Source organism: Pseudovibrio sp. Alg231-02 (assembly GCF_900143565.1).
Lineage (GTDB): Bacteria > Pseudomonadota > Alphaproteobacteria > Rhizobiales > Stappiaceae > Pseudovibrio.
In genome coordinates this window covers 562,410-583,367 of record NZ_FREX01000002.1, presented here as the reverse complement: position 1 = coordinate 583,367, position 20,958 = coordinate 562,410, and the positions used below count along the sequence as shown (strand labels likewise).

Annotated in this window: 18 protein-coding genes; 7 read left to right on the top strand and 11 right to left on the bottom strand. The window is 50.8% G+C overall.

Annotation, left to right across the window (positions count from 1 at the left end; genetic code table 11):
• Positions 1-18 precede the first annotated feature (18 nt).
• Genes DHN43_RS08175 through DHN43_RS08155 form a run of 5 tightly spaced genes read right to left on the bottom strand, consistent with a single transcriptional unit; the run spans position 19 to position 4,233 of the window.
• On the bottom strand, positions 19-378 hold the full coding sequence (locus DHN43_RS08175) for a DUF6867 family protein (protein ID WP_057462559.1): 360 nt from the start codon (positions 376-378) through the stop codon (positions 19-21).
• A 12-nt stretch (positions 379-390) separates the two neighbouring features.
• Positions 391-1,122: an ABC transporter ATP-binding protein gene (locus DHN43_RS08170; RefSeq protein ID WP_057462560.1), complete on the bottom strand. Its 732-nt coding sequence runs from the start codon at positions 1,120-1,122 to the stop codon at positions 391-393.
• A complete protein-coding gene (locus tag DHN43_RS08165; protein ID WP_057462561.1) occupies positions 1,119-1,967 on the bottom strand; it encodes an ABC transporter ATP-binding protein in 849 nt (282 codons plus the stop codon). Before DHN43_RS08165 ends, DHN43_RS08170 begins: the two co-directional genes overlap by 4 nt.
• Positions 1,964-3,298, bottom strand: a complete 1,335-nt coding sequence (gene livM / locus DHN43_RS08160; RefSeq protein ID WP_108818276.1) for a high-affinity branched-chain amino acid ABC transporter permease LivM — start codon at positions 3,296-3,298, stop codon at positions 1,964-1,966. Before livM ends, DHN43_RS08165 begins: the two co-directional genes overlap by 4 nt.
• Entirely contained in the window at positions 3,298-4,233 is a 936-nt protein-coding gene (locus DHN43_RS08155) for an ABC transporter permease subunit (RefSeq protein WP_057462563.1), read from the bottom strand. The genes livM and DHN43_RS08155 overlap by 1 nt, the downstream gene beginning before the upstream one ends.
• A gap of 715 nt (positions 4,234-4,948) precedes the next feature.
• Between DHN43_RS08155 and DHN43_RS08150 the strand changes: the two genes are divergently transcribed.
• Complete coding sequence (locus tag DHN43_RS08150; protein ID WP_244271768.1) at positions 4,949-5,398, top strand: flavin reductase; 450 nt, start codon at positions 4,949-4,951, stop codon at positions 5,396-5,398.
• A gap of 189 nt (positions 5,399-5,587) precedes the next feature.
• Positions 5,588-6,610, top strand: coding sequence for a P1 family peptidase (locus DHN43_RS08145; protein WP_108818275.1), 1,023 nt, complete (start codon positions 5,588-5,590; stop codon positions 6,608-6,610).
• A 284-nt stretch (positions 6,611-6,894) separates the two neighbouring features.
• Here the strand turns inward: DHN43_RS08145 and DHN43_RS08140 are convergent, their stop codons facing one another.
• The 4 genes from DHN43_RS08140 to DHN43_RS08125 all read right to left on the bottom strand — a co-directional run bounded on the left by DHN43_RS08140 (position 6,895) and on the right by DHN43_RS08125 (position 15,463).
• Positions 6,895-10,032 (bottom strand): efflux RND transporter permease subunit, encoded by a 3,138-nt coding sequence (locus tag DHN43_RS08140; RefSeq protein WP_108818274.1) that lies wholly within the window; start codon positions 10,030-10,032, stop codon positions 6,895-6,897.
• A gap of 24 nt (positions 10,033-10,056) precedes the next feature.
• On the bottom strand, positions 10,057-11,112 hold the full coding sequence (locus tag DHN43_RS08135; protein WP_208995041.1) for an efflux RND transporter periplasmic adaptor subunit: 1,056 nt from the start codon (positions 11,110-11,112) through the stop codon (positions 10,057-10,059).
• Positions 11,113-11,154: 42 nt separating this feature from the next.
• On the bottom strand, positions 11,155-11,724 hold the full coding sequence (locus DHN43_RS08130) for a TetR/AcrR family transcriptional regulator (protein ID WP_057462566.1): 570 nt from the start codon (positions 11,722-11,724) through the stop codon (positions 11,155-11,157).
• Positions 11,725-11,977: 253 nt separating this feature from the next.
• Entirely contained in the window at positions 11,978-15,463 is a 3,486-nt protein-coding gene (locus DHN43_RS08125; protein ID WP_108818272.1) for an indolepyruvate ferredoxin oxidoreductase family protein, read from the bottom strand.
• Between the two features lie 155 nt (positions 15,464-15,618).
• On the opposite strand from DHN43_RS08125, the gene DHN43_RS08120 reads away from it, so the two are divergent.
• The 3 genes from DHN43_RS08120 (at position 15,619) to rpe (ending at position 17,991) form a co-directional block, all read left to right on the top strand.
• Positions 15,619-16,104, top strand: coding sequence for an Lrp/AsnC family transcriptional regulator (locus tag DHN43_RS08120; RefSeq protein ID WP_063289568.1), 486 nt, complete (start codon positions 15,619-15,621; stop codon positions 16,102-16,104).
• Positions 16,105-16,234: 130 nt separating this feature from the next.
• The gene (locus DHN43_RS08115; RefSeq protein ID WP_108818271.1) at positions 16,235-17,224 is read left to right on the top strand and encodes a symporter; all 990 of its coding nucleotides are present in this window, start codon (positions 16,235-16,237) and stop codon (positions 17,222-17,224) included.
• Between the two features lie 98 nt (positions 17,225-17,322).
• Positions 17,323-17,991, top strand: a complete 669-nt coding sequence (gene rpe / locus DHN43_RS08110) for a ribulose-phosphate 3-epimerase (RefSeq protein WP_108818270.1) — start codon at positions 17,323-17,325, stop codon at positions 17,989-17,991.
• 61 nt (positions 17,992-18,052) lie between these two features.
• On the opposite strand, the gene DHN43_RS08105 is transcribed toward rpe, so the two are convergent.
• Entirely contained in the window at positions 18,053-18,820 is a 768-nt protein-coding gene (locus DHN43_RS08105; protein WP_108818269.1) for an HpcH/HpaI aldolase family protein, read from the bottom strand.
• Positions 18,821-18,987: 167 nt separating this feature from the next.
• A complete protein-coding gene (locus DHN43_RS08100; RefSeq protein WP_063292757.1) occupies positions 18,988-19,311 on the bottom strand; it encodes a DUF1476 domain-containing protein in 324 nt (107 codons plus the stop codon).
• A gap of 356 nt (positions 19,312-19,667) precedes the next feature.
• On the opposite strand from DHN43_RS08100, the gene purC reads away from it, so the two are divergent.
• The gene (gene purC / locus DHN43_RS08095) at positions 19,668-20,432 is read left to right on the top strand and encodes a phosphoribosylaminoimidazolesuccinocarboxamide synthase (RefSeq protein ID WP_008548091.1); all 765 of its coding nucleotides are present in this window, start codon (positions 19,668-19,670) and stop codon (positions 20,430-20,432) included.
• A 210-nt stretch (positions 20,433-20,642) separates the two neighbouring features.
• On the top strand, positions 20,643-20,882 hold the full coding sequence (purS, locus tag DHN43_RS08090) for a phosphoribosylformylglycinamidine synthase subunit PurS (RefSeq protein WP_057462573.1): 240 nt from the start codon (positions 20,643-20,645) through the stop codon (positions 20,880-20,882).
• Positions 20,883-20,958: the final 76 nt, after the last annotated feature.

Sequence of the window (20,958 nt, the reverse complement as noted above, 5' to 3'; positions counted from 1 at the left end):
TCTAAGTAATTTTGCGAATTAGTAATTATCTTGCTGGCCCGGCTTCAGCTTCCAGCCAAAGGGACCTGTTTTGTCATAAAGCCAGCTGTACTGCGTCACCATCTGCTTAGTCCGTGTCATGCGATAACTCGCCAACGCAATGCCGATGAGAATGGCGTAATCCACCACCAGGTACTGAATGGAAAGCAGAGGCTCTTCAAACAGCGCAAACGACAAGAATCGCATGGCCAATGACAACAGGAAGATGAACCAGAACAGGATCGGTAACGGCCGCCACGTGGTCGCAATAGAGCGCCCCGTCGCAGCAGCAGCCAGACCGCCTAACACAACAACCAGCATGATAAAGGCAGGCATCGAGCTGCCGTAAAGAATACCCATCTCTTCGCCTCCTTAGTGCGCGCCGCCTTCAAGATAAGCTGCCTTCACCTCTTCACGAGACAAAAGCTCCTTACCAGTGCCGGTCATGGTGATTGTGCCGTTGACCATCACGTAGCCCCGATGAGCCAGCTTGAGTGCGTGATACGCATTCTGCTCAACAAGGAACACGGTCAGACCATCGGCCCGGTTCAGCTCACGGATCGCATCAAAAATCTGCGACACGATGATCGGAGCCAACCCCAGAGACGGTTCATCCAGCAACAAAAGACGCGGACGGCTCATCAAGGCACGGGCAATCGCCAGCATCTGCTGTTCACCGCCCGACAAAGTCCCACCGCGCTGCTGCTGACGTTCTTTCAAACGCGGAAACAGCTCAAACGCACGGCGCAGGTCTTCCTCAAAATGCTCATTCCCGGCAACCATACCGCCCATCATCAGGTTCTCTAAAACCGTCATGCGTGGGAAGATACGGCGACCTTCTGGTGACTGAGCAATACCAGTGCGCATAATCTCGTAGGTTGGCTTGTAGGTGATGTCCTCACCGCAATACGTCACAGACCCGTTACGAGCCTGCGGCGTGCCGCAAACGGTCATCATCAGGGTAGATTTCCCTGCACCGTTCGCACCAATCAGCGTCACGATCTCACCTTCATACACATCAAGATCAACACCATGCAGTGCCTGAATCTTGCCGTAGAAGGTTTTAACTCCGCGAATGCTCAGGAGTGGTTGTTGAGCGTTCATGCTATGCCCACCTCCTCTTCAACCTGATCGACTTCATCATCCTCAACCCCCAGATACGCCGCGATCACATGCGGATCGTTTTTGACGAACTCAGGAGAGCCATCAGAAATCTTCACGCCGTAATCCAGCACCACAACATGGTCGGAGATTTCCATAACAACAGACATGTCGTGCTCAATGAGAACAACCGAAGTGTCATGCTCTTTGCGGATGTATTGAAGCAGATTGTTCAGCTCCAGACTTTCTTTCGGGTTCAAACCAGCAGCTGGTTCGTCCAGACAAAGAAGTTCAGGGCCGGTACACATGGCACGGGCAATCTCCAACCGGCGCTGATCGCCGTAGGAAAGATCAGCCGCAGGCGCATCTGCACGATCAATCAGATCAATGCGCTCCAGCCAGTACTTGGCAGTTTCAATCGCGTCCACATTGGACTTTTTGTAACCACCAAGCCCAAGCAGACCACCAATGGTCCAGTTGGAAGCAACCATCAGCGGATTGTGCTGTGCCACCATCAGGTTTTCCAGAATAGTCATACCGCCAAACAGACGGATGTTCTGGAACGTGCGGGCAACTTTCGCGTCCGCCGTAATTTTGAAGTCTGCCATCCGTTCCAAAAGGTGCTTTTCACCATTGGAGCGGTTCATGACAAGACGGCCTTCAGTCGGCTTATAAAAACCGGTGATGCAGTTAAACACTGTGGTTTTACCCGCACCGTTCGGCCCGATCAGCGCAGTGATGTCACCACGCCCAATGTTGAAGCTCAGGTCGTTGATCGCCGTCAATCCGCCGAAGCGCATGGTCAGGTGCTCAACCTTCAGAACAGGGTTGTTGTCCCAGGTGCTCATCCGTGGCCCTCCTGAACGAGATCGGCAGAGATGCCCTTAGCGTTTCTGGAAAGCGCCACACTTGGCGTTCTGCTTGAGATCAATCCACGCGGTTTCCAAACCATGATAACCACCATGATCATACCGAAGACAAGCATGCGGTATTCTTCAAACTCGCGGAAGAATTCAAAGCCACCAATCATCACAATCGCTGCAATCACCACGCCAATCTGTGAGCCAAGACCACCCAAAACCACAATCGCAAGAATGATCGCAGATTCAAGGAAGGTGAAACTCTCAGGAGAGATGAAGCCCTGACGCGTTGCAAAGAAGGACCCTGCAAAGCCAGCGAACATCGCACCAAGAGCAAAGGCTGTCAGTTTGGTATTCGTTGTGTTGATACCAAGAGCCCGGCAGGCAATCTCATCTTCACGCAAAGCTTCCCATGCACGACCAATCGGCATCCGGCGCAAGCGCATGGTCACGAAGTTCGTGAACAAGGCCATCGCAAAGATGAGGTAGTACAGGAAGATGATACGGTGAATACTGCTGTAATCCAGACCAAAGAAGCTCGCAAAGCCGCCTTCACCACGGGTGAATTCCAACCCGAAGAAGCTTGGGCGTGGAATGCCGGAAAGACCATCTGGTCCGCCTGTAAACTGATACCAGTTCAGCAGCACAACACGAATGATCTCACCAAACGCAAGCGTCACAATGGCAAGATAATCTCCTCGAAGCCTCAAAACCGGGAAACCGAGAATGATACCCCAGAACGCTGCCAGAATACCGGCGAGCGGCAGACAGAGCCAGAAGGAGAAACCGAAGTAATGCGCGAGCAATGCATAGGAGTAAGCTCCAACCGCATAAAACGCCACATAGCCCAGATCCAGCAATCCAGCCAGACCAACCACAATGTTCAGGCCCCAGCCCAACATCACATAGGTCAGCACCAAAATAGCAAGGTCGATATATTGACGGGACCCACGGGCACCAAGCCAGAACATCAACACAAACGGAAGCACAACAGCCAAACCGAGCAGGCCGTATTTGATTATATTAGAGGAGCCAGCTCCCAATCCACCCTTTGGCATGAGACCAGAGAGGTTAAGAGATGGCGGGTCTTCCCGTTTCCAGAAGAAGATGTTCATGGCGAGACGGCCAGCGAACACAACGAGTACTGCCACTGCAACCGCTAACCAGCGATGTTCCAGAAACAGCTCCGCACCGCGGCCTGACGCCACATCAACGCGCAGACCAATCATGACACAGGCAAGCGCGAACGTAATAACCGCAGCACCCAAACTGTCTTTTACACTTGCAACAAGCAAGCTGTCTTTTTGTCTTGCTTGCATCAAACCTTCTCCACCTCAGGTTGGCCGAGAAGTCCTTCCGGCATAAAGATCAGAACAATCGCCAGGATCGAAAACGCAGCAACATCTTTGTACTCAACGGAGAAGTAGCCAGACCAGAACGTCTCGATAAGCCCGATCAGCAATCCACCCAGCATTGCACCCGGCAGCGATCCGATTCCTCCCAGAACCGCAGCGGTAAAGGCTTTCACACCAGCCAGGAAGCCGATGTAAAAATCTACCACACCGTAATACAGCAGGAACATCAGACCTGCGACCGAAGCCAGAGACGCACCCATCACAAAGGTAAGAGAGATTGTGCGGTCAACATTCACACCCAGCAAGGACGCCATCTTCCGGTCCTGCTCACAAGCACGCTGAGAGCGGCCCAGATTGGTGTTGTTGATGAGATAAGTGAAGCCACCCATCAAAATGACCGTCGTCACAACAATCAAGATCTGGATGTAAGACAGGTTTACGATAAAGCCAGAACCATCTGCACCACCATCAGTCAGCTGAAAGCTGCCGGAAAAGAGAGGTTGCAATGGCTTATTCTTGGCGCCTTGAGAAACCTGCACGAAGTTCTGAAGAGCAATTGATGCACCAATTGCAGTAATCAGCGGTGCAAGACGGAATGATCCGCGCAAAGGCCGATAGGCAATGCGCTCTACTGTCCACCCCCAAACAGCAGTCAAAGCCATGGCCACAACAAGAACGAGGGCCAGAGCCAAAATCAAAAGAAGCACCGGTGTAGCGGCTGTAATGCCAAGTGCAACAATTAGAATGAGTGCAACGAAAGATCCGACCATGAAGATATCGCCATGGGCGAAGTTAATCATGCCGATAATGCCATAGACCATTGTATAGCCAATGGCGATGAGACCATAAATGGACCCCAGCGTCACACCATTGATAAGTTGTTGGAGAAAGTAATCCATGTTTTATTTTGTTCCCCGCATGAGATCAGCTTTTAGTTGCTGTCCAGTCTGAATGCCTCCGAATTCAGACCCCAAATATTTTATGGTAAGCCGACCTGTAAGTATATTACCCATACTTATAAGTCCGTATTTTGGAATTTTCCTATTCTTTATACGCGTCAGGCGCATTTTTATTTCATACAATCCAAAATCTGGACTTATTCCTACTCCCGACAATCCACTAGGACAGTCTCTGAGACCAGAGCACCACAACCCATACGTGAATTTTCCTCATCCGTAGAAAGCCTCTTCCCTATTCTGTAATATATCACAGCTGTTGTATACTGACCATATCCGGACAAAAACTGCAAGATGGTACCCAGGATTTTTTGAAGATTTCCAATTTGCCCGTGCGTGAAGACCTTGTTGGGCCTTCAATTTTCAATGAAAATTCCGGAACAGCAAAATGTGCGCCTAAAACTAGAATATAGCCTCTGGTATATTAATCAGTTTTTCGCAGTAGAACTAGCTTTTCTCAGCAAATGGCTATAACTACTCTATTTCGAATACCTGTCGTTTTTGGGCGACTGAAAAGTACTAATGAATATTGTACAGTGTGAAACACAGATCATACCTGTGGGAATATCTTGGAACGAACTGGATGACGACAGCTTTAACCATGGCGCCAACTGAAAATACGAATAAAAGTCTCGCCTCGCATGAATTTAGAGAGGCAATGAGTCGGTTAGGCGCTTCTGTTCATTTGCTGGCCAGTGCTGGCCCTGCAGGGCGCATTGGCGCAACCGTTTCATCTGTGTGTTCTGTCTCTGACGATCCCGCCACCTTGCTTGTCTGCCTCAACCGCAGCGCAAAGGTGAATCAGATCGTCAAGGACAACGGCGTGTTCTGTATCAACACACTCATTCATGATCATACAGACTTGTCGAACGTCTTCGCTGGCCAGGGCGACCTGCCAATGGAAGAGCGCTTCGCAAAAGGAAGCTGGGGCACTCTGGCAACAGGAAGTCCTGTTCTGGAAAGTGCACGTGTCAGTTTCGATTGTCATATCAAAGAAGTAACAGAAGTCGGCACCCATTCAGTTCTATTTGGTGAAGTGGTCGCTGCACGTCTGGGTGAATTTGCACCCGCTCTGATCTACCTCGACCGAAATTACCATTCAGTCTAAGGGTGTTCCCTATTCCAGTTTTCGGAATAGATTTATCTTGAAACAGGGACTTCGGACATATCTTTGCCCGAAAGGGCCTACAGATTTTCAAACCAAGATATGCATAAAGACAATTAGTTAGAGTGCCCTGCGTTTTTTTCATCGCTAAGGCGCTTCCTGTACGTTTTAATAATAAATTAGGGAAACACCATGTCCCCAACACCGCGCAACCTGATCACCGATGTTCCGGGATTGAAGGTCGGCAACGCTCATTGCGAAAAGACCAAATCAGGTGTCACCGTTCTCATTCCCGACGAGCAAGCCGTTGCCTCAGTCGCCATCATGGGCGGAGCCCCCGGCACACGTGACGTTGCCTTGCTGGAGCCGGAGCAAACCGTCAATGCCATTGACGCGCTCGTCTTGTCAGGCGGCTCTGCATTCGGACTGGATGCAGGCAGCGGCGCACAGGTTCGGCTGGCAGAGCTCGGCAAAGGTTTCAGTGTTGGCAGTGCTGTCATTCCAATAACCCCCACAGCCATTCTATTCGACCTTCTCAACGGAGGGGATAAATCGTGGGGCAGAAATCCAATCTATCGTGAATTGGGCATCGAGGCCGTCGACAATGCAGCCGACGAATTCGAACTCGGCACTGCGGGCGCAGGCTTCGGAGCAACCACCGCTGATCTGAAAGGCGGATTGGGCTCAGCCTCCCTCGCACTCCCCCGCGGCGGCACCGTCGGCGCGCTAATCGCCGTCAACGCACTGGGCCGCACCACCATTGGCGACACGCCCTACTTCTGGGCAGCCCCAAGCGAACAGAACGAAGAATTCGGCGGATTGGGCTGGCCAACCGAAATGCCTGGCATGGACCGCACCGTGCAAACCAAGTTCACCCTCGGCACAATCGACCTATCCCCGAACACAAACACCACCATCGGTGTTGTCGCAACTGACCTGATCTTGACCAAGTCAGAAGCCAAACGCATTGCCACAGCCGCCCACGACGGCTACGCCCGCGCCCTCTGGCCAGCACACACACCAATGGACGGCGACCTGCTCTTCGTGATTTCTACCGGCAAACGAAAAATGCAGGAACCAATGGTCGAACTGCTGGAACTGGGTGCATACGCAGCTCAGACAGTCTCCCGTGCCATCGCCCGCGGAGTCTACTCAGCCTCAAAGTACCCGGGTGACACTGTACCAACTTGGAAGTGTCAACACGGATCACGGTAGATTTGAATTCCGTATTCCGCTATTTCCGTTAAGGTAAAGATCCACATAGCAACGCGAACCAACGCACAAAAACGCTAAATTGCGCAAAACAACGCAAATTCGCGCAAAGTGCCTGATCAAGTTGTTGTGGGGAGTGCCGAGAAGGCAAAAAAGATGCGCCGCCTCTGGTGTTGGGGGCAGAGGCGACGCGGGGGAGCAAAGGACGGAGTGTGCGGTAAATATACGCCGCCCCTTGCTTATCTCATGGGCCTTCCCGGTTTTAGGTAACCGGGAAGGCCTTTTTCTTAAGCCGGTTCCGGCTCAGCCTTCTGATCAATGGAAGGTTTTTCTTCCAGCTCTTTCAAAGACTTCTCTGCCTTACCTTTCCCTGCACCCTCACCTGGATGGATGCGGTAGAAGATGATGAACAGCAGCGGAACAGCCAGTAATGTCAGCAGCGTCGCAAACGTCAGACCACCCATAATGGTCACAGACATACTCGCGAACATCGGATCAACAATCAGCGGAGCCATACCAAGGATCGTCGTGATCGCTGCCATAGACACCGGACGCAGACGAGAAACACTGGCATTAACAACAGCTTCAAACCGGTCCCCACCAAGCTCCAGCTGCAAGTCGATCTCTTCCAGAAGCACGATCGCATTCTTGATCAACATACCTGACAGCGACAACACACCAAGGATAGCCATGAAGTCGAGCGGCATACCTGTCCCAAGCAAACCAATCACAACACCGTTGATAGACATCGGTACGATCAGCCAGATGATGAGTGGTTCCCGCACCTTAGAGAACAACAGGATGGAGATAACAATCATCACGAGGAAGGTAACAGGCACCTTACTACCCAGCGACGCATTCGCATCCTGAGAGTTCTCGTACTCACCACCCCACTCCATGGAATACCCATCAGGAAGCGGAACACTCTCAATCGCACCCCGAATTCGAGCATGAGCAACCGACGCCAACTCATCCGGAGCACTCGCCCCAAGCACACTCAACGTCTTCACACGATCCCGACGACGGATCAAAGTATCCTCAGCTTCAGTAGAGATGCCGGAAGTCACCTGATCAATCGGCACATACTTGCGCTGCTGAGAGCTCCAAACCAGTGTGTTTATAAGGGCTTCTGATGCAGTCTCACCTTCAGCACGCTTACGTTTCACGATGATCGGAATGTCTTCATCCAGATCACGATAGTCGCCTGCACGGATACCATCAGAGGTAAACTGAACCGCAGTAGAAAGGTCCTGTCTCGTGATGCCAGCAATACGAGCCCGCTGCTCATCAAACTTCGGATGCATCACCAGCTCACGTTCACGCCAATCGGTACGAACATCACTCAAGCGATACTGAGGATCCTTGAAGATTTGGATCATCTCTTCAGAGATAGCACGCAAAACATCAGCATCTGGACCAGTGATACGAGCCTGAACATCAGCACCAGATGGCGGACCGAACACCAGACGCTCGGTATACACCTGTCCCTGAGGCAACTCAGCAACACCGAAGGCACGGATCTTCAGTGCAAGATCATTAATGATATCAGTGTTTTCAGTCCGAACAATCACCTGACCATAGTTGGAGCTACCGTCTTGAGCTGAGTAAGTCAGCATAAAGCGGGTCGCACCCTGCCCAATGAAGGAGTTGGTCGAAACGACACCTGGCAAAGACAGGATCTCGTTTTCCAGCTTCTCCATATCACGAGCAGTCGCGTGAATGTCGGTACCATGCGGCAACCAGTAGTTCACGTAGAACAGCGGAGTTGAAGAGTTCGGGAAGAAAGAGTTTGCAACAAACTGGAAAGACCAGAAGCAAACCACAGTCACACCGATCAGAGCTGCCAAAGACAACCAACGCAGTTTCAGCGTCAGCACCAGGATCTTACGGAACATGGTGTACATGAAGCCGCGGTAAGGATCATGCTCATCACCGGAGATGGCAGCCATCTTGAAGAAGTACTTACCAAACAACGGCGTAACAAGGATCGCAAACAACCAGGACATCAAGAGGGAGATGCCAACCACAGCGAACAGCGAGAACATGAACTCACCAGTACTGTCACTGGAAAGACCAATACCAGAGAACGCCATAATGCCGATAACGGTTGCACCCAAAAGCGGCCATTTGGTCTGCTCAACAACGGTCGACGCAGCTTTGATCGGCCGCATACCGCGTTGCATGTTGATCATCATCCCTTCGGCAACAACAATCGCATTGTCCACCAACATACCCATGGCGATAACAAGCGCACCAAGCGAAATACGCTCAAGCTCAATACTGCCCAGCTTCATCAGCAAGATCGTAGAAAGAACGGTCAGCAACAGAACCGAGCCAACCACCACAGCAGCACGCCAGCCCATGAAGATGCCGAGCACCACAATCACGATGGAAACAGACATCACAAGGTTCCAAACAAAGGAACCAACGGCCTGATCAACCACTTTGTGCTGTTCGTAGATAGGGATGACTTCCATGCCAATAGGCAGGTTCGCACGCAGGTCATTCAGATGCGCTTCAACGTCTTGCCCAACGGCCACAACGTTTGTGTCTTCAACAGCAGCAACACCAAGGGTAACCGCGCGCTGGCCATTATGACGAACCAGAACCTTCGGATTTTCAGGCTCTTGCACAGAAAGCGTTGCCACATCAGACAAACGAACCATCGCTGTAGAACCCGGATTACCGATCACGAGATCCTGAATGCTACGATAGCTGTCAAAGGCAGAAACTGTCGAGATACGAATGCGCAGATCACCGGAAACAGTCGTACCGTTCGCCTGAATAGCGTTTTCTGCATTCAGCACATTCTGTACGTCCGCAATGGTAATTCCCAGCTGTGCCAGACGGTCCTGATCCATCGCAATGATGATCTCGTCCTCAGGCTCACCAAGAATAGAAACCTTAGCAACATTGTCGACAGTCAGCAGCTCACGACGCAACTCTTTCACGGTCTTACGGATATCCCGGTTGGAGTATCCATCAGCCGTCAGAGCATAGTACATGCCGAACACATCACCGAAGCTGTCATAAACAACCGGAGTGCGGACACCATTTGGCAGGTTTGGCACTTCGTCGATCACTTTACGACGCAGCTCATCCCACACCTGAGGCAGCTCAGTGCCATCATAGGTGTCTTTCATTTCCACCTGAATACGGGAGAGACCCGGTTCAGAGGTACTACGAACCTCTTTCAGCTGAGGCATTTGCTGAATGGCACTTTCCAGCCGTTCAGTAACTTCTTCCTCAACTTCCGCAGCGCTGGCACCCGGATAGGAGGTGATCACCTGCGCTTCTTTAATGGTAAATGCCGGATCTTCCAGTCGTCCAATGCCGCCCAGAGCCCAAATGCCCCCAAGCAAAGCAATCAGAACAACCATCCAGACATTGACCGGCTTCTCGATCGAGTAGCGTGCAATATCCATATCAATAACTCCTAGACGCTACTCTTACAGCTTAGGCACGATCAGCTGATTTTCGCTCAGGTGGCTCACACCAGCCGTTACGATCATCTCGCCGTCTTTCAAGCCGGAAAGCACCGGAATGAAGCTGCCAAGCACAGTTCCAAGCAAAACTTTACGACGACCAACACGCTTTTCGCTTTCATCAACAACCCACACATATGAGCTCTTGTCAGGAGAAGAGCCAACTGCAGATGTCGGCACGAAGAAGGCGGTGGTCTGAGACTTATCAAGACCATTGAGCTTAACTTTTACGCTCGCAGTCATGCCAGGAATGATGTTGTAACCATCATCGTTATTCATAGCCAAGGTCACACGATAGGTCTGAGCAACCTTGTCTGCTTCCGTGCTGTGCTCACGATATTCCAATGGGAATACCTTACCCGGATGGGAAGGGAACTCAGCAGTCATCTTTAAAACAGAAGATTCAGTCGCCTGAGCAAACAGCGTTTCAGGCACGTTGATATCGATGCGAACTTCACTCACATCCTGCAACCGGGCAATGCTGGTACCAGCACTGATGATCGCATAATTATCAAGCGAACGAGAGGTCACGATTGCATCGTAAGGCGCAACGATCTTTGTATAACCAAGGTTTTGCTTAGCTTTATCAAGGGTTACTTCAGCAAGATCAAATGCAGTCTTTGCATTGTCGTACTGACCTTCAGAGATAACCTGCTTGTCTTTCAGCGTTTCAAAGCGCTTCAGGTCTTTCTTCTTTTGTTCAAAGTTGACCTGAGCTTCACGAACAGTGTTTTCGTAGTCAGTTGGGTCAAGCGCCGCAATCAAATCGCCTTTTGCAATACGCTGCCCTTCAATGATTGGCATTTCAACAAGCTGACCAGACACACGAAACGCCAGATCGACGGTCTGAACCGCATCGACACGACCTGTGAAGTTACGCGTAAAGAGATCATCAATCTCAGAAACGACCATGACACGAGCAGGACGAGGAGCAACCGTTTTCGGCGCTTCAACAACTTCCTGCTCCTGACAACTTGCAAGCAGCAGAGCAAGTGCCCCAACAAAAACAGGAGCACTCAAGCGTCCTATTCTACTTTTTCCGCTTATTTTCTGCATTTTACCTTAGTTTCCAGCTTCAGCGTTCAGTTCGGCGTACCGGTTATTCTGGGAGGTGATTTCCAACACGCGATCAATAAGTTCATCAATTTCACCAGTGCTGTTTTGTTCAATACCCAGCGCTTGGCGATAATAAAGCCCGTCTATTATGAGCAAACACATATGCCCCGTAACCGGGTCACTAACCTCACAGTTGATTGCTCTTCCAAATTCAGCACTCATCTCCTGAAATTCAGCAATCAACTCAGGTTCTTGAGCAGCAAGAGCAAACAATGCTTTCGGAGCGGTCTTCTCTCTGTACTCTTTGTAGATCTGGAAGCTGGCCCGCAAAATGGGACAGGCCACTCCCTGCTCTGTCAACTTGTCGCTCAGCGTGTAAGTCCGTTCACGAACCTCAGAAACAACTCTGCGGATCACACCCAGCAACAGCTCATGCTTGCTTCGGAAATTGTAAAGCACCCCGCCTTTGGACATGCCGGCCTCAGCCGCCACGGCATCAATGGTCAGCTTACGAGTTCCTTCAATGCAAACCAGACGCTCGACTGCATCCAGAATATGTTCAGCTGTTGTTTCCACGCTGGTATCCCTCTCCTCTAACCGGAGCCTGTACCGTCTGGTCGGTTTCTGTACCGTCCAGTCGGTTTTTGTACCGTCCGGTCGGTTTTAGAGGAAGACCTAAAAAAAGACAAGTTCGAATTTTGAGAAAATTGAGATAGCTGCCCGTAGGAGAACGCATATCAAGAATGAAATCACGTAACTGTGATTTGAAACACAAAATGCCGACCCTAATCAGGGCCGGCATCCTTTGTTTTCCGCCAATAACGAAGGCTTATTCAGCAGCTTCTTTAAAGGTGACCGTTGTCGGGTCTTCCTCAAGTCTGCCAAGCAGCTCCTCACGCCTAAGCTGTGCAAGCTTCAGGTTCTCGTCCTTGATCGGACCATACCCACGAATAGAATCAGGCAAGTTGAGAAACTCACGAAGCAATCCATAGTTCGCTGTACCGAGTTTTCCGCCAACCAATGAAAGATCATCCCGGTACTGCTTCACCAAAGCCCGCTCCTCTTTACGCTCCCGCGCATATCCAAACGGATCGAGAGCAGTGCCACGCAAACCGCGAAGAGACACAAGCATCTCAAAAGCCTTAAAGATCCAGGGACCAAACGCCCGTTTTTGCGGACGACCCGTCTTTGGATCCGGCTTGCCGGGCAGGAATGGAGGAGCCAGCATCAACTGCAACTCACCTGGGTCTGCAAACTGAGCCTCAAGATTCTTGCGGAACTCTGGCTCACTATAAAGGCGCGCAACTTCGTACTCGTCTTTATAAGCCATCACCTTGTAAAGCATCTCAACCGCAGTGTGCGTCACCTCAAGAGAGCCCGGACCAAACTCTTCATCCCGCGCTCTGATCTCGGAGATCTTGTCGAGATACTTATTGGCGTAGGACTTATTCTGGTAAGTGGTAAGCTCTTTTGCGAAGAAAGCGATCTTCTCATCCAGCGTCATCACCTTCACAGCTTCCTGACGTGGAAGAGCTGCAAAAATAGCATCAGGATTGGAGTAAAGAACACGCCCAGCATGGAATGCATTGATGTTCTTCTCAACCGCTGCGCCATTCAATGAGATCGCATTCTCAATGGCTTGTGCTGAGATCGGCAGAGTACCAGCCTGATAAGACAATCCGATGAGCATCATGTTGGTGTAAATCGCATCACCCAACAGCTTCTCAGCAATGTTCGCCAGATCATGAGCTCTCAGATCAAGCGTCCCCTGCTCCAGCGTCCGCTTCATCTTATGTTCATCAAAGGAAAGCTGCTGCTTCATCACAAACTCAGAAGTCGGCGTGACGTTTGTATTCACAAAGCCATGCGTTCTGCTCTTATGATAGAGAGAAAGCTGCTCAGCCTTACTTGCAACCAGCATATCACTTGCAATCAGCACATCCAGCTGTGCAGGCGGCACACGTGGTCCTTCAATTGTGTCACTCGCCGCAGCAAAGCGCACGTGAGAAGTCACAGGTCCACCCTTCTGAGCAAGGCCAGTCATGTCGAGCGTCGATGCTTTGATCCCGTCAATATGAGCCGCCATCGCGATAATCGCAGAAATGGTCGTAACGCCCATACCGCCAATACCAGCCACCAGCAGGTTGCGAGTGTTCTTAAGAGAGGGCAACTGAACGTCTGGCAGCTGTTTTACAAACTCATCAAGAGCAAAATCAGCAGGTTTCGCCTGACGCAGTTTCGAACCCTTCACATAAACAAAGGATGGGCAGAACCCCTTTACGCAAGAGAAGTCCTTGTTACAGGAAGACTGGTTGATCCGACGCTTTTCACCAAACACCGTCTCAACAGGCTCAACAGAAAGGCAGTTGGACTGCACAGAACAATCACCGCACCCTTCACAGACACGGTCATTGATGAACAAACGCAGATCCGGATCAGGATACAAACCTCTCTTCCGGCGACGGCGTTTTTCAGCAGCACATGTCTGATCAAACACGATTGCAGAAACACCTTTGAACTCTTTGAGCTCGTTCTGAACGCTCATCAGATCATCACGGTGATGAACCGGCTCGGTAACGGCAAGATCCTGACGGCCAGAGTAGTCCTCCGGGGTCTCGCTGAGCAGAACAACCTTCTCAACCCCCTCAGCATGAAGCTGGTTGAGGAGCTGTGGCACAGTCAAAGATCCATCAATCTCCTGACCACCCGTCATCGCAACAGCGTCATTGTAAAGGATCTTGAAGGTGATCGGCACACGAGCAGCAACAGCTTGGCGGATCGACAGAATACCGGAGTGGAAATAAGTTCCATCTCCCATATTGGCAAACACATGCTCATCACGCGCAAAGTTCGCCTGACCTACCCATAAAGAACCTTCACCACCCATGGCAATCTGACCATCAGTGGTCCGGCCATTAATCTCGGTCATGGCATGACAGCCAATACCCGGCATCGAGCGAGACCCTTCAGGCACCACGGTCGACGTATTGTGCGGACAACCAGAGCAGAAGTAAGGGGAACGCGCTGCAAGTTCACCATTTCCCTGAGCCCACATCTGCTGACGCATCATGGAATCAGCAACAAAACGCATCTCGTCATTGACGTATTCCTGAGGCAGGAAATTCATGATCACACGGATCATCTCATCAATGGAAAGCTCCAGAACATCAGAGAGCAGAGGCTCTCCCTGCGCATCTTTCTTACCCAGAATCTTCGGCTGCTGATCACTCGGCCAGTTATAGGCAATTTCTTTGATTTGTGGCTCGATAAACGCACGCTTGTGCTCCACAACCAGAATCTTTTCAACACCACGCGCAAAGCTTGAAAATGCTGTTGGCTCAAGCGGATAAGGCATACCAACCTTATACACCGCCAGCCCGATCTCCTTGGCCCGTTGATCTGTGATTCCCATCAGACGAAGAGCCTGACACAAATCACGGAATGCTTTGCCTGTCGCAATCATACCGATACGCGGCTTTTGCGCACCATAGGCAACATGGTCGAGACGATTCGCCTTTGCATACGCCAGAACCGCCGGCATGCGGATGTCACGCAATAGACGCTCTGTCTCCAACCGATTACCGAGCAAGAGCACACGATTCAGCTCAGCATTCTTGCGCGGATCAAACGCAGCAGGGCGTGAGAATGACATACGCCTTGGATCAACAGAAACAACACCAGATGCATCCATCGTATCTGCAAGGCAAATCAATGCGCTCCACAGACCGGTGTAACGGGACATCTCAAACCCATGTAAGCCGAAATCCAGAACTTCCTGAATATCAGCCGGGTTGAGAACCGGAATTTCTGCATGCTGGAAAAAAAACTCGCTTTGAGCGGGCAAAATGGAAGATTTTGCCAGATGGTCATCGCCCGCAAGTGCCACAACTCCGCCATTTGGGTCGGTTCCAGAAGCACTTGCCTGATGCAGCACATCACCTGCTCTATCAACACCTGGCGCCTTCCCGTACCAGATACCGTAGACGCCATCAAAGGCTGAGCCCTTGCCGTGCTGTCTGACTTTTTGCGATCCCCACACTGCTGTGGCGCCCAGTTCTTCATTCACTCCCGGCTGAAACTGAATATCCAGCGGATCGAGATATTGACGTGATCTTTGAAGCTCCGTGTCGTAACCAGCGATTGGAGACCCACGGTATCCTGAGATAAAACCGCCTGTTTTCAATCCCTTAGCACGATCTAATCGACCGCGATCCAACGCCAGTCGTACCAGTGCCTGAATACCATTTAGGTAAACATTGCCTGTTTCAGCTGTGTATTTGTCGTGTAAGCTGATCGGTGGCACACTTACGTTCATTCAATGAGCTCCTCTCCCATCATGGCTGTGGACGGTCCCCCCCGCCAAAACCAATTCTTTCGTCCTAGCCCATAGTGATCCTTTTTTTGCGTGCTTTCTGTGCTATCCTACCGACAAATACGTACTCAGTCGAAAAATTATTCCTAAGAGGGCACATGAGCGAAAATTCCTTATTGGACCCATCCGACATCCGAGTTCTGCGGATTCTGCAAAAAGATGCATCCCAATCCATCGCAGATATCGCCAAAGAAGCCGGTATGAGCCAAACTCCATGTTGGAGGCGAATTAAGAAACTCAAGGAGTCTGGTGTCATCAAACAGACAGCTGCGCTGGTTGATCGCGAAGCCGTCGGTCTTGGCTTTCTCGCATATGCCTTTGTTAAGCTCACTGTACCCAGCCGCGAGAACATGGAAACATTCGACAGGCTAATTGGAGTATGGCCCGAAGTTGTTACATGCGAACGCATCACCGGCGCAGTGGACTATCTCATCAAAGTAGTTGCCACAGATATAAAGTCTTATGACGATTTCCTTCGTTTGAAACTTCTGGACAACGCTCTTGTCTCAGATGTTCAGTCACGCATTGTAGTTTCGACAATTAAGGAAACAGTTGCGTTACCTCTTAAAGAGTTTGCCAGCTAACGTTTCCAGACCAGCCTAATCGCAGTTAGTTTACGCTTAGTCGCTGAAACACTGAAATGTTTGCTCAAACTCGACTGATATGGTTTAGTCGCGCGATCTCTTGCACTTAAGTTTTCGCGTGGACTAAACATTGCTCTCCCCCAAATTCGTTTTAAGCGGCCTGAAGCCGATCAATACACTCCTGCGTTTTTTGGGGCGAAATGGCACCAATGCAGTCGCGATCTCTGTCTTTCTAGGCCTTTTGCTGCCTGGCATTGCTGAAGCGCTGCGCATTCTCTTAACACCCGCAATCTTTATTCTGCTGACATTGAGCTTCATTCGCGTAGACAACGCAGCCATTGCCAATCAGCTCAGACGTCCATTGCCGGCATTTGCGGCGATGCTCTGGCAAATGCTCATTCTCCCTCTACTCGCAACAGTGACCTGCCTGATCATCGGGTTGGATCAGATCGACTTGGGAGTACTGACAGCCTTGTTCATGGTGTCTGCCGCACCGCCCGTTATGTCCACGCCAATCTTTATCTGGATGTTTGGTCTCAACGGAGCCCTTGCGCTCACCATTTCAACCCTGTCATTGATCATCGCGCCTCTCAGCACGGCTTTGTTCGCCTACCTTTTGCTACCAGAAACCCTTCAGGTCTCCCCTTTGTCTCTGGCAACCAATCTGGCCATGTTCCTGATAGGCTCCGCGGGATTGGGACGACTGCTTTATTATTTACTTGGCGCAAAACGGATCAACGAGGCAACAGACCACATCAACGGCCTAAACTGTATTGTGCTGTTTATCTTTGCCGTCGCAGCGATGGATGGTGTGACTGGGTTTGCAATAACCGCACCTCTCAAAGCGACCGCCTTGTTTGTAGGGGTCTTTGCAATTGCAGCACTTCAATTACTCGTAACCTTCCTGATCTTTTACCCTGCAGGACGGCAAACTGCCTTCATCGCCGCCTACGGCACCGGAAGCCGCAATCTGGGCCTGATGGTTGCTGCATTGGGAGGTACAATTCCAGAGCTCGCATGGCTGTTCTTTGCCTTTGCCCAGTTCCCGATCTACCTGCTTCCATGGATCCTTAAGCCCGCTGCGATACACATCCGTGAAGCAGAAGCAACAATCCCCTAAGCGCCGCATGGGAAGCTGCGCTGTTCGCACCACTTGCTTCTCATGTGTGTCCATGTTAGCCGCACAGCAAATTGGGCACATCTAGGAGAATCCCTGTTATGGCACAGCCGCTCGTTATCGCCCCTTCCGTCCTTGCATCCGACTTTTCTAAGCTGGGGCAAGAAGTTCGTGATGTTGTTGAAGCTGGAGCCGACTGGATCCATCTGGATGTCATGGATGGCCACTTCGTTCCAAACATCACCTTTGGCCCGGACGTCATTGCAAAACTCCGCCCTCACACCGATAAAGTCTTCGACGCTCACTTGATGATCGAGCCATGTGATCCGTACCTTGAAGCCTTCGCAAAAGCTGGCTCGGACTACATCACAGTTCACGCAGAAGCGACCACTCACCTGCACCGCTCTTTGCAGGCAATCCGCAATCTGGGTAAAAAGGCAGGCGTTTCTCTAAACCCTGGCACACACGAAAGCTGCCTTGAGTACGTTTTGGACAGCGTTGACCTGATCCTGGTCATGACCGTGAACCCTGGCTTCGGTGGGCAGAAATTTATCCACTCTCAAATCGAGAAGGTCGCCCGCATCAAAAGCATGATCGGTGATCGCCCGATCCGCATCCAGATTGATGGCGGTGTCACTCCTGAAACCGCTCCATTAGTCACCAAGGCTGGCGCTGACACACTGGTCGCAGGCTCAGCAGTCTTCAAGGGCGGCACAGTAGAGAGCTACCGCAAAAACATCGCAGCAATCCGCGCAGCTACTCAGGCCTAAAATCTGATCCTGAAATGCAAAAGGCCGCCCCTGTGGCGGCCTTTTTTGTAGATGTGGTGGCTTAATCAAGTGAACTTGCAGCTTCCGCAGCTGCATTGATAAACAAAGTCAAATCCGTCCCAAACGTCATAAACTGATAACCAGCAGCCTTTGAGTGCTGAAGATGCCCTTTGGAAACACAATAGATCCCTGCAATCTTCCCAGCCGTACGGGTTTTCTCCGCAATGTCTTTCTGCATCTCCAGAGAAGCGTCAGAAACAGGTTCCACGCGTTTCCCGCCAGAAACAGTCAATGACAGGTCAGCAGGCCCGACAAAAATGCCATCCAAACCATCAACAGCCAAAATGTCTTCAAGCGCTTCATAGGCCTCTGGCGTCTCAATCATGGCAATTGCGAGCGTCTTTTCATCAGCCGAAGCGAAGTAATCATCCATGGAAACACCAGTTGCCATGGTTGCGCCAACAGCACCATAGCTACGTGCACCCAACGGCGGGTACTTGCAGAACTCCACCAGCTTCTTTGCATCGTCCACTGAGTTGATCATCGGCGCGATTATCACTTCAGCGCCCACATCCAACAACCAGCTGGCATTTTTAAAGTCATCGACACAGATTCGTGCAACAGCATGCCCGCCACCATTAATGATCTCTTTGATAGAATCACGCGCTTCAGCGGTGGTCAGCAAACCATGTTGCAAATCCAGCGTGATTGCTTTGTAGCCGCCTCTTAAAAACAGATCAGAAAATATTGGAGAAGGCAGGCTTGCCCACGCGCTCACAATGGTTTGCCCTGCTCTCAACTTTTCTGCCAGACACTTATTCTCAGTCATTCAATGCCTCATCTGATCAAGCACAGGCACCATCAACCACGCAGCACCAGCTCTAAAACAAAACTATCATTCAAACAAAAAAGCCGTCTCCCTGAAAATAATCAAGGGAAGACGGCAAATTCTCTAGTTTAAGGGCTCTCTTGGTGAGCCTGCTTAAGGAGTGCAGCTTATGCTTCCTCAGCAACTTCCTTTTTCGCAACAGCCATCAGCTCTTCCATAGTGCGGCGAATCTGATGTTCAGACTGCTCAACACTTGCATCTGCAAAATCTTTGGAAATACGAGCAAAAATGTCTTCGTCGCCTGGTTCTTTAAGATCCGTTTGGACGATCTTTTTGGCGTAATCTTCTGCGATGTCTCCGGCCAAACCAAGCTTCTCAGCAGCCCACTGGCCCAGCAGCTTATCGCGCCGTGCAGTAGCCTTGAAAGCAAGCTCAGAACCCATTGCGAAACTGCCTTCAAACGCATCAGCTCGTTTGTCAAACGTGCTCATCTATTCCCTCCTAGCTCAGACAATGTAAAAAGGTCCCTCCCCTCTTACAAGCCACGCTATAACTTACGTAAATCATTGTACGCAACTTCTATTTGCAGGTCAAAAGCCATTAGTTGTAGTCAGCAGCATTTCAGAGAGCGTTGACGCCATTCGAATTACCCATTTGTGCTTTATCAAAAAGTCGGTTAAGTTCCGCGCCGCATAGCGGGATCGCGATTTTCGCAATGACGAAAGATGCGAAAACCAGTGCTGGAGGGTCATTCGCAGCATTTTTGCTCGAATGTTTTGCAAGGCAAGTGGTTTAAGCCTCGACGTCACCCGTACGACTTGTTCTACAAACGCAATGGTAAGTGCCTATGAACCGCCGTCGGCGAATTTACGAAGGCAAGGCCAAGATTCTCTATGAGGGTCCTGAGCCGGGAACGCTGATTCAGCACTTCAAAGATGATGCTACAGCCTTCAACAACGAAAAGCATGAAGTCGTTGATGGAAAGGGTGTCCTGAACAACCGGATTTCTGAGTACATTTTCAACAATCTGAATAACATGGGCATTCCAACCCATTTTATTCGCCGGTTGAACATGCGCGAGCAGCTGATCCGTCAGGTCGAAATCATTCCGATCGAAGTCGTTATCCGCAACGTTGCTGCAGGTTCTCTGTGCAAACGCCTGGGATTGGAAGAAGGCACTCAGCTTCCACGCTCCATTATCGAGTTCTACTACAAGAACGACGAACTTGGAGATCCGCTGGTTTCTGAAGAACACATCACCGCTTTTGGTTGGGCCGCTCCTCAGGAGCTTGATGACATCATGGCACTCGCCATCCGCATCAACGACTTCCTGTCCGGTCTGTTCATGAGCGTCGGTATTCGCCTCGTTGACTTCAAGATCGAACTTGGACGTCAGATCGAAGGCGACATGATGCGTATCGTCCTCGCGGACGAGATCTCTCCAGACAGCTGTCGCCTGTGGGACACTTCCACAAACGACAAGATGGATAAGGACCGGTTCCGCCAGAACATGGGCGGTATGGTTGAAGCCTATCAGGAAGTAGCCCGCAGGCTTGGTATCCTGATCGACAACGACCGCCCGGGACATTCTGGACCAGTGCTAGTCAAGTAATCAATGAACGGGCCCCTGCGGCCCGTTTTGCATTTTTGGGGCAAGCAAACTACCGCACGGGTATTGAACTATCTCACTACCTGCGCTCATTTTCACTTCCCCAGTATAGATTCCCGCGTTATGAACGCGCGCAAAGAACGGATTTTCGCGGCAGGCGCAATGCAAACCGCTTGAATCTCTCATTTTGGTAAGGAAGGACCAGTTAGAACCATGAAGGCACGTGTGACCGTCACTCTTAAGAACGGTGTTCTCGATCCCCAGGGCAAAGCAATCGAAGGCTCCCTTGGTTCTCTTGGTTTTGAAGGCGTTGAAGGCATCCGCCAGGGTAAAGTGTTTGACCTTGAATTGGCAGATCGCACCGATGCTCAGGCAAAAGCTGACATTGAAGCCATGTGCGAACAGCTACTGGCAAACACCGTCATCGAAAATTACTCGATCGAGCTTCTCTAGAGCGCGTTCCATGTGATTGAACTCAATCACATGACAAGAATTCGCTCAAAAGTAAGTTGTAACCGATAGCAGAATC